7 protein-coding genes are annotated in these 8,509 nt (G+C 57.7%); 5 read left to right on the forward strand and 2 right to left on the reverse strand.

Annotated features, from left to right (window positions below):
* The first annotated feature begins 51 nt into the window (after window positions 1-51).
* The 3 genes from spoIVA to ACTOZL_RS01530 all read left to right on the forward strand — a co-directional run bounded on the left by spoIVA (window position 52) and on the right by ACTOZL_RS01530 (window position 3,382).
* Window positions 52-1,533: a stage IV sporulation protein A gene (gene spoIVA / locus ACTOZL_RS01520; protein ID WP_482476306.1), complete on the forward strand. Its 1,482-nt coding sequence runs from the start codon at window positions 52-54 to the stop codon at window positions 1,531-1,533.
* 103 nt (window positions 1,534-1,636) lie between these two features.
* Window positions 1,637-2,428: a type III pantothenate kinase gene (locus ACTOZL_RS01525; RefSeq protein WP_482476307.1), complete on the forward strand. Its 792-nt coding sequence runs from the start codon at window positions 1,637-1,639 to the stop codon at window positions 2,426-2,428.
* A gap of 147 nt (window positions 2,429-2,575) precedes the next feature.
* Entirely contained in the window at window positions 2,576-3,382 is an 807-nt protein-coding gene (locus tag ACTOZL_RS01530; protein WP_482476309.1) for a hypothetical protein, read from the forward strand.
* Between the two features lie 174 nt (window positions 3,383-3,556).
* Here the strand turns inward: ACTOZL_RS01530 and ACTOZL_RS01535 are convergent, their stop codons facing one another.
* Together ACTOZL_RS01535 and ACTOZL_RS01540 are read right to left on the reverse strand one after the other, a co-directional pair.
* Window positions 3,557-3,754, reverse strand: coding sequence for a type II toxin-antitoxin system antitoxin (locus ACTOZL_RS01535; RefSeq protein ID WP_482476310.1), 198 nt, complete (start codon window positions 3,752-3,754; stop codon window positions 3,557-3,559).
* A 7-nt stretch (window positions 3,755-3,761) separates the two neighbouring features.
* Window positions 3,762-4,739, reverse strand: a complete 978-nt coding sequence (locus ACTOZL_RS01540; protein WP_482476311.1) for an SPFH domain-containing protein — start codon at window positions 4,737-4,739, stop codon at window positions 3,762-3,764.
* Window positions 4,740-5,134: 395 nt separating this feature from the next.
* Here ACTOZL_RS01540 and ACTOZL_RS01545 point away from each other — a divergent pair, with 395 nt between their 5' ends.
* Window positions 5,135-6,340 carry a pyridoxal phosphate-dependent aminotransferase gene (locus ACTOZL_RS01545; RefSeq protein WP_482476313.1) on the forward strand — a complete coding sequence of 402 codons (1,206 nt, stop codon included), beginning with the start codon at window positions 5,135-5,137 and terminating at the stop codon, window positions 6,338-6,340.
* A 331-nt stretch (window positions 6,341-6,671) separates the two neighbouring features.
* Window positions 6,672-8,509, forward strand: a 1,838-nt coding sequence (locus ACTOZL_RS01550) for a flagellin N-terminal helical domain-containing protein (protein ID WP_482476314.1), incomplete at its 3' end; no start/stop codon positions are given.

Below are 8,509 nucleotides of genomic sequence, written 5' to 3' on the forward strand. Positions count from 1 at the left end.
GATACATAGACATAATAGCAAGCCAGAATCCAACGCAACGGAGGAATTGCTATGAATACCCTGACAAGCATCTACCAGGACATCGCCACCCGCACGGCGGGGGACATCTACATCGGCGTGGTGGGGCCGGCCCGGACGGGGAAATCCACCTTCATCCAGCGCTTCATGGAGACCATGGTGCTGCCCAACATCCCGGACAATTACCGCCGGGAGCGGGCCAAGGATGAGCTGCCCCAGAGCGGCTCAGGCCGGACCATCATGACCGCGGAGCCCAAGTTTGTGCCGGAGGAGGCGGTGCAGGTGGACATGGAGGGGGGCGGCGCCTTCTCCGTGCGCCTCATCGACTGCGTGGGCTATATGGTCCCTGGCGCGGTGGGACAATTGGAGGACGACGAGCCCCGGATGGTCCGCACCCCCTGGTTCCCGGAGGAAATCCCCATGGCGGAGGCGGCGGAGATCGGCACCCGGAAGGTCATTGCGGAGCACTCCACCATCGGTGTGGTGGTGACCACCGACGGTACGGTGACGGACCTGCCAAGGGACGCCTATATCGAGGCGGAGGAGCGGGTGATTTCGGAGCTGAAGGAGCTGGGGAAACCCTTCTTGATTCTCTTGAATTCCGCCCGTCCGGAGTCCGACGCCGCCCAGGCCCTTCGGGCGGAGCTGGCGGAGGCCTACGACGTGACCTGCATTGCCGCAAGCTGCTTGGAGCTGAGCCAGCGGGCGGTGTCGGAGATCATCCGCTCGGTTTTGTACGAGTTCCCCGTGGAGGAGCTGCAGCTCTTCCTCCCCGATTGGGTGGACGCCCTCCCGGTGGGCCATCCGGTGAAGGAGGACGTGTACGAGGCCATCCGGGCGTCCATGGGGGGCCTGCGGCGGATCCGGGATGTGAAGCCGGTGGTGGAGGCGATGGGCCAGTGTGAGCGCCTCAGTGCTGCCAACGTTACGGCCATGCAGCTGGGCAGCGGCTGCTGCGCCGCCCGGTTGGAGTTGCCCCGGAGCCTCTTCTATGAGACCATGGCCCAGCAGACGGGCTTCCCCATCCGGGACGATGGGGAGCTGATGAAGCTCCTCTCCGGCCTCTCCGGCTTGAAGGCAGAGTATGAGAAGGTGGCCGCCGCCATGGAGGAGGTCCGGGCCACCGGCTACGGCATCGTCATCCCCGACGCCGGGGAGCTAGAGTTGGAGGAGCCGGAGATCATCAAGCAGGGGGGCCGCTATGGGGTCCGCCTCCGGGCCAAGGCCCCCAGTATCCACATGATCCGGGCGGATATACAGGCGGAGGTCTCCCCCATTGTGGGCAGCGAGAAGCAGTCGGAGGATATGCTGGACTTCCTCCTCCGGGAGTTCGAGGGGGAGCCGGAGAAAATCTGGCAGTCCAATATCTTTGGCCGCTCCTTCCATGAGCTCATCAACGAGGATTTGGCCAGCAAGCTGAAACACATGCCCGAGGACGCCCGGCAGAAGATGCAGCAGACCCTGGAGAAGATCATCAACGAGGGCTCTGGCGGGTTGATCTGCATCATCCTGTGAGGGGAATCCCACTGCCAGCCACAAAAAAAGCTTGATTTTTTTCTCCCCCTTCCCTATAATAGTAAGGCTATCCAAGCACAACGAAAGGGAAGGGGGAGGGACCATGATCTTAGCCATAGACACCGGGAACACCGTAATGACCGCCGGGCTGTTCTCTCCAGAGGGGACGTTATATTTCCGCGGGTCCATCAAGACGGATAAGAACAAGACCCAGGACCAGTTGGCCATTGACCTGCTGGATATTTTTCGCCTGTACCAGGCGGATATCCGCTCTGTCACCGGGGTGGTGCTGTCCAGCGTGGTCCCGCCGATGACCTCCGCCCTGGCGGGGGCGGCCAGGCAGCTCACCGGCCGGGAGCCCATGATTGTGGGCCCGGGGATGAAAACGGGGATGAACATCATCGCGGAGATCCAGAACCAGTTGGGGGCGGATATTGTGGCCTCCGCTGTGGCGGCCCTTCAGCGCTACCCCGCCCCCATCATCGTCATTGACATGGGCACCGCCACCACCATCTCTTATTTGAGCAAGAACACCTTTGAGGGCTGCGTGATCATCCCAGGGGTACGCATCGCTGTGGAGGCCCTTTCCGGCCGGGCGGCGGAGCTGCCCCACATTGCCTTGGAGGAGCCCACCTCCATCCTGGGGCGGAGCACCATTGAGGCCATGCGGGCGGGGGCCCTCTACGGCAACGCCGGGATGATCGACAGCGTGATCCAGCGCATGGAGGAGGCCGCGAAACCGGCGTCGGCGGTGGTCATGACTGGCAGCCAGGCGGAGCTGATCCGGAAGTACTGTAAGCGGTCCATTGTCTATGACGAGAATTTGATCCTGGACGGCTTGTATGTCCTGTATCAAAAGAACAGCGGGGGCCATGAGCGGCGGAAGAAAAAATAGCGCCTGTTGCCTCTCTGTTTAAGTTTTCCCCACGTTTTTCCGATAACATACATATACAGAAGGGAGAAAGGGGGACCACCAATGAGAGTTGGAACGGTTCAAACTCCGTACAACAGTGGCATGTACGCAGCCCAACGGGCTCAGCCTATGGGACGTTTGGCCGATATGCTGAATAAAGCCGGGGACAACGCTTCCCTGGAAGCTGCCCAGAAAGCGCTGCTGGCGGCCAAGGAGCGGCTGGATCAGCAGCGGGATGAGGACATTGAGGCGGCATTGCCAGGCTATCAAGGGTTATGCTCCCGCCAACGCTCCTATGAGGAGCAGTTGCACACCCAGAATGCGTACCTAGAGGAGTTCCAGGCCCTAAGCAACCGCCAGGGTGCCCTTTCCGCGGAATTGGCCAAAGCCCAGGGGGAGACCAATGCCTTGGAGGAAGGGGGCTGGATGAACAGCCAGTCCCGGCAGGTGGCCACTCTGGAACAGGAATTGGCCACGGTAGACCAGGATATTACCGCCCTTGTGGAACAGATGAACCGCTATGCCAGTGGTCAGAAACAGTATGCCGCCTATTTGGAAAAAACCGGCCAGGGTGGGTATGCGGCGTTTCAGTACCAGGACCAACCGGCGTATACCAGGGAGAACTTCGCTGCCGAAGCCACTGGCATGATGCAGCGCCTGGAAACGGGAAGGGAACAGTGGCGGGAGCGGGTGGACTCCTATTGCGAACAACATGGGTTCAGTGCCTATGACTTTGAACACTATATGCAGGAGCGCCATAAGCTAGGGGACGCTTACGCCACAGCAAAGCGGCGTTTGGCGGAGCTGCTGTATACCCAGGCCGGTTCAGGCCAGGCCAAGCAGGGGGACGTAACGCCCCTCCCGCCGGGGAGAGTTGATACAGTGGAGCTCAGCGGGGATGCCCGCGAGCAGAGGTTTATGGGAAAAAGAGTTTGAAATAGGAAAAGGCCAGGAGCACGGCTCCTGGCCTTTTCCTCATGATTACTGTTCCAGTAAATTCAAATATTTCTGCCGCTTACCTTCCGGGATTTTCAGTGCAGCCATAGCCTGCGCAATCGTCAAGCCCAATTCCCTTTCCATTGTCTGTATCATTTGGTTGAGTTATTACGCCTAGGAAATATCCAACTTCGGCGGCACATCCAGCTCCTTGGGCACCGGCGAACCGTTCTTCTTCCGCTGCCGGACGCACTCTGTGAGCAGGTATTCGATCTGCCCGTTGACGGAACGGAAGTCGTCCTCGGCCCAGGCGGCGATGGCTGCGTAGAGCTCCGCGGAGACCCGGAGGGGGATTTGTTTCTTCTCTGCCATAGGCTTTTTAATAGAGGCTGCCGGAGTTTACCACAGGCTGGGCGTCCCGGTTGCCGCACAGCACCACCAGGAGGTTAGACACCATGGCGGCTTTGCGCTCCTCATCCAGTTCCACCACCTGGTTCTCCCGGAGCCGGTCCAGGGCCATTTCCACCATACCCACGGCGCTGTCCACGATCATGGTCCGGGCGTCAATGACGGCCTGGGCCTGCTGGCGTTGGAGCATGGCGGCGGCGATTTCGGGGGCGTAGGCCAGGTAGGTGATTCGTGCGTCCACGATTTCCAGCCCCGCGTCTGCCACTTTGGATTGGATTTCGTCCCGGATGCGCTGGGCCACCACCTCGCTGGAACCCTGCAAGCTGCCCTCGTCGGCCTGGCCGTCCCCGGTGGTGTCCACGTTGGGGGCGGAGTCGTAGGGGTAGATGCGCACGATGTTCCGCAGGGCGCTGTCGCATTGGAGGGAGAGGTATTCCATGTAGTTGTCCACATTGAATACCGCCTTGGCGGTGTCGCTGACCCGCCAGATCACGGCGATGGCGATTTCCACCGGGTTGCCCAGGCAGTCGTTGATTTTCTGCCGGCCATTGTTGAGGGTCATGTTTTTCAGGGAGATGCGTTTGGAGCTGCCAGAGATGGTTTTGACCTTGCCGCCGCTCTCCCCGCTCTGGGAGAGCTTGGTGTTGGAGGCGGGGTTGAAGGCGGTGCATAGGGGGTTCACCGCAAAGAAGCCCGGCCCCCGGAGGGTGCCCACATAGTTGCCAAAGAGGGTCAGCACCACGGCTTCCTGGGGCTTGAGGACCTTTAACCCTGCCAGCAGGAAGGTGCCCAGGACGGAGAGCAGGACAAAGACGGTGGAGAGTATGCTGTAAGGATAGAGAATCGTGTTGATGACGAAGGTGATAACGTAGAGGGCGATCACGCCCAGCAGCACCGGCATCCCGTTTTGCCGGGAGGTCAAGAGCTTTTCCGTTGCTTGATCTTTCATAGCGTTCGGACTCCTTTATTAGTTGATATCAATATGATATCACAAGGAGGGAAAAAGGTCAAGCCTCTTTCCACGCCGGGAAGCGTGGCGGGGGGAGGGACGCAGGATTGGGGAAAAAAAGATGCAAAATCGCAAAAAATTTGAAACATGGGGTTGCAAATCTGCAAGTTTGAAACTATAATGTTTCACCGGAAGATATCCCATAGAGGGGATACCATTGTTTCCATTGGCCTGTATAGGCTCTTTTTTTCCGGGGCGTTTGTGAATACCACGATGGCGCCGTTTCCACTGACATTTGAGAGGATACATGGGAAAATATTTTTATAAAAAGTAGAGAAATAATAATTTGTTGACAAAACGTCGAAAGACGTCACTGATATAAGGAGGCCACCGTAATGAAAGAGTTATCAAAATTGGCAACATCCGTCCAGGCGTCTACCACGATAGCCATTGACACCCTGTTCAAAGAGATGCGCGCCCAGGGCTTGGATGTCATTGGGTTTAGCGTAGGGGAGCCGGACTTCCCCACCCCGGAGCACATTAAGGCGGCGGGTATCCGCGCCATTCAAAATAACCAGACCAAATACACCCCCACCCCCGGCACCTTGGAGCTCCGGGAGGCGATTTGCCAGCGGATGAAGGAGGACTGGGGGGTGTCCTACCAGCCCCAGGAGATTGCCGCCAACGCCGGGGCCAAGCACATTCTCTACGTGGTGCTGAAAACCCTGGTGGACCCAGGGGACGAGGTAATCCTCCCCGCCCCCTACTGGGTGAGCTACTACGAGCTGATTAAGATGGTAGGCGGCGTTCCTGTGGTGGTGGAGACCACGGAGGCCTCCGGCTTCCAGATGAGCCCCCAACAGTTGAAGGCAGCCATCACCCCCAAGACCAAGGCCCTGATTTTCAACACCCCCAGCAACCCCACAGGGATGATGTACGACCGCCCCGCCCTAGAGGCCATTGCCAAGGTCTGTGTGGAGGAGGACATTTATGTCATTGCCGACGAAATCTATGGCAAGCTCACCTTTGACGGCCGGGAATTTGTCTCCTTCCCCTCCCTGGGGGAGGACGTAAAGGCCCATACCATCCTGGTCAACGGCGTCTCCAAGTCCTACGCCATGACCGGCTGGCGCATCGGCTTTGCCGCGGCGGATGAGAAGATCATCAAGGTGATGAGCAACTATCTCAGCCACTGTGTCTCCGGCACCAGCGCTGTCTCCCAGGCGGCGGCGGTGGAGGCCTTCTCCGGCCCCCAGGACGAGATCGAGTCCATGCGCCGTACCTTTGAGGAGCGGCGGGACTACCTCTACGGGCGGCTGAGCGCCATCCCTGGCGTCCACGCCGTGCGCTCCGAGGCCACCTTTTACATGCTCATGAGCATTGAGGCGCTCATTGGCAAGACCCTCTACGGGGTGGAAATTCACAACGCCGACGACTTTGCCCAGGTCTTTTTGGAAAAGGGACAGGTGGCGGTGGTGCCCTGCACCGGCTTTGGCGCCCCCCACTACGTCCGCTGGTCCTTTGCCGTGGCCATGGAGAACATCAAAGCCGGGGCGGACCGCTTGGAGGCATTCTTGAAGAACGCGCCGGAAAATGCCTGAATGGTTTCGGCTACACAGTTATCGTTAGAGATAAGGGTACAGTTGTTGATAAGCTGTACCCTTATTTTTATGTATGCCCACCCATCCCCGGAAATTTTTACGCCAAAGCCTTAATTTTGCACAAATGGGGCCGATATAGTTAATGAACACAGGGGAGGAGCCCTGTGTCCCTCGGGTTTCTCCCGGTCCGCGGGCCGGTGGAAATCAATGTACGCGCGGGGAACCCCTGGGCAGTCTGGCCAGATACCCAGGGCGGAAACGCACCACGACCTGTGCGGCGGCAAAGGATATGCCGCAGCACATTAAACAATTTGGATAAGGAGATTTATCTATGCGTATTCAACACAATATTATGGCTATGAGTGCCTATCGCAACTACACCAACAACGTGTCTGCGATGAAGAAGAACCTGGAAAAGCTGTCCTCTGGTTACAAGATCAACCGCGCCGGTGACGACGCTGCCGGCCTGGCCATTTCCGAAAAGATGCGTGCCCAGATCACCGGTCTGGAAACCGCACAGAAGAACGCCAAGGACGGTATTTCCCTGGTGCAGACCGCTGAGGGCGCTCTCACCGAAGTCCATGATATGCTCAACCGTATGGTGGAGCTGGCCACCCAGTCCGCCAACGGCACCTATGACAACACCACCGACCGTGCCCAGATGCAGAAGGAAGTGGACCAGCTGCTGAAGGAAATCAACCGCATCGCCGATAGCTCCAACTTCAACGGCATCAACCTGTTGGACGGTACTCTGGGGCTGAACAAGGATGCATTTAGCTTCTCTGAGGCTTCTTTTGTGGCGGCCAGCGACGGCAAGATTGCTGGCTCTGATTTGGCTCTGGACAATGCGAACCTGCACAAAGAGGTAAGCGGTGTTACTACCCAGACCCCGCCCAAGTTTACTGTTGATTTTGGTACTTTGGCCGGGACGACCACTGCGGCAAACCAGACCCTGAAGTTCAATGTTCTGGGCAAGAATATTACTGCCGACTTGGGGGCTGCCGGTGCCAAGACCGCGACTGATGTTGCTACTGCTGCAAAAAATGCTTTGCTTACTAGCGACATTGCAGTGAAAAAGGCTGATGGTACCGCAGGTGCAGGTGCAGGTGCTGACTCTGTTAAGATTGGCGATTTTGTCTTTGAAGTTACTGCCGGTGGTGCGGGTGAGCTTACGTTCACCTATGCTGGTCACTTTGATTCGGCAGGTGCATACAAGGTTGGAACGGGTACACCGCCCCCTGAGTTTACCGAGGCTCAGGCTAAGGCCATCAATGATGCGATTGGCCAGGGTGTCAAGAAGGTTGCTAGCGGTTCTGCTGACTCTCTAATTACCGGCGATGTGATCCACGACACTACCAAGGTGGACTACGCTGTGGCTAAGAGCCCCAGCACCTTCGCTGGTGTGGACATTGACATTTCCAGCCTTGTGGGGCATGGCAATACACTGACCATTGACGGTCAGACATATATGTTCCAGACCAAGGCGCTGGATACCACCGAACAGACTGCTTTTGATGCCGCAGTTGCTGCTGCGGGTGCCACTAAGATTGATGTCAAAGCGGGCAAGACCGAAGCTGAGCGCATTCACATGGCAGTTGATTTATTGTCCAAACAAGCTACAATCACAGGCAAGGCTGTAAACGCTGATGGAACTGTGGGTGCTGCCAATGGCCGCCAGTGGAAGATTTCTTCTGTCAATGGTACTACCATCCACATCGACCAGATTGCTGCTACTACTGATACCACCAAGGCACTTAAGACCTATGCTGATGTGGCTGCTGTAATCTCCGGCCAGACACCTGCCACCGCTGAGAAACAAATTGGCACAAACATCAAGATTGAGAACGATAAGGTGGCCGAGGGCAACACCCTGAACATCGACGGCACAAAGTATGTATTCACCGAGGACCTGGAAGGCAAGAGCGATACTGACGAGGTCAAGTACGTTCAGTTTACCAAGGGTGGTGATGATGCAGCGACCAATCTCCAGGCTAAGATCAGCGGTTCCGAGATCAACGAGGATGGAGATACCGTCACTGTCCGCGCTGCCGCGAAGGGCAAGCCCGCTCCCATGGTTCTAGGTAAGGGTCTGACCCTTCAGATTGGCGATACTTCCGATAGCTTCAACCAGCTGAATGTTGCGGTACAGGATATGCATGCTGCCTCTCT

The organism is Evtepia sp., assembly GCF_056797215.1.

Excerpts from the sequence above, each read along its gene's own strand:
- spoIVA (WP_482476306.1), top strand. The coding sequence starts at position 52 with ATGAATACCCTGACAAGCATCTACCAGGACATCGCCACCCGCACGGCG.
- ACTOZL_RS01525 (WP_482476307.1), top strand. The coding sequence starts at position 1,637 with ATGATCTTAGCCATAGACACCGGGAACACCGTAATGACCGCCGGGCTG.
- ACTOZL_RS01530 (WP_482476309.1), top strand. The coding sequence starts at position 2,576 with ATGGGACGTTTGGCCGATATGCTGAATAAAGCCGGGGACAACGCTTCC.
- ACTOZL_RS01535 (WP_482476310.1), bottom strand. The coding sequence starts at position 3,754 with ATGGCAGAGAAGAAACAAATCCCCCTCCGGGTCTCCGCGGAGCTCTAC.
- ACTOZL_RS01540 (WP_482476311.1), bottom strand. The coding sequence starts at position 4,739 with ATGAAAGATCAAGCAACGGAAAAGCTCTTGACCTCCCGGCAAAACGGG.
- ACTOZL_RS01545 (WP_482476313.1), top strand. The coding sequence starts at position 5,135 with ATGAAAGAGTTATCAAAATTGGCAACATCCGTCCAGGCGTCTACCACG.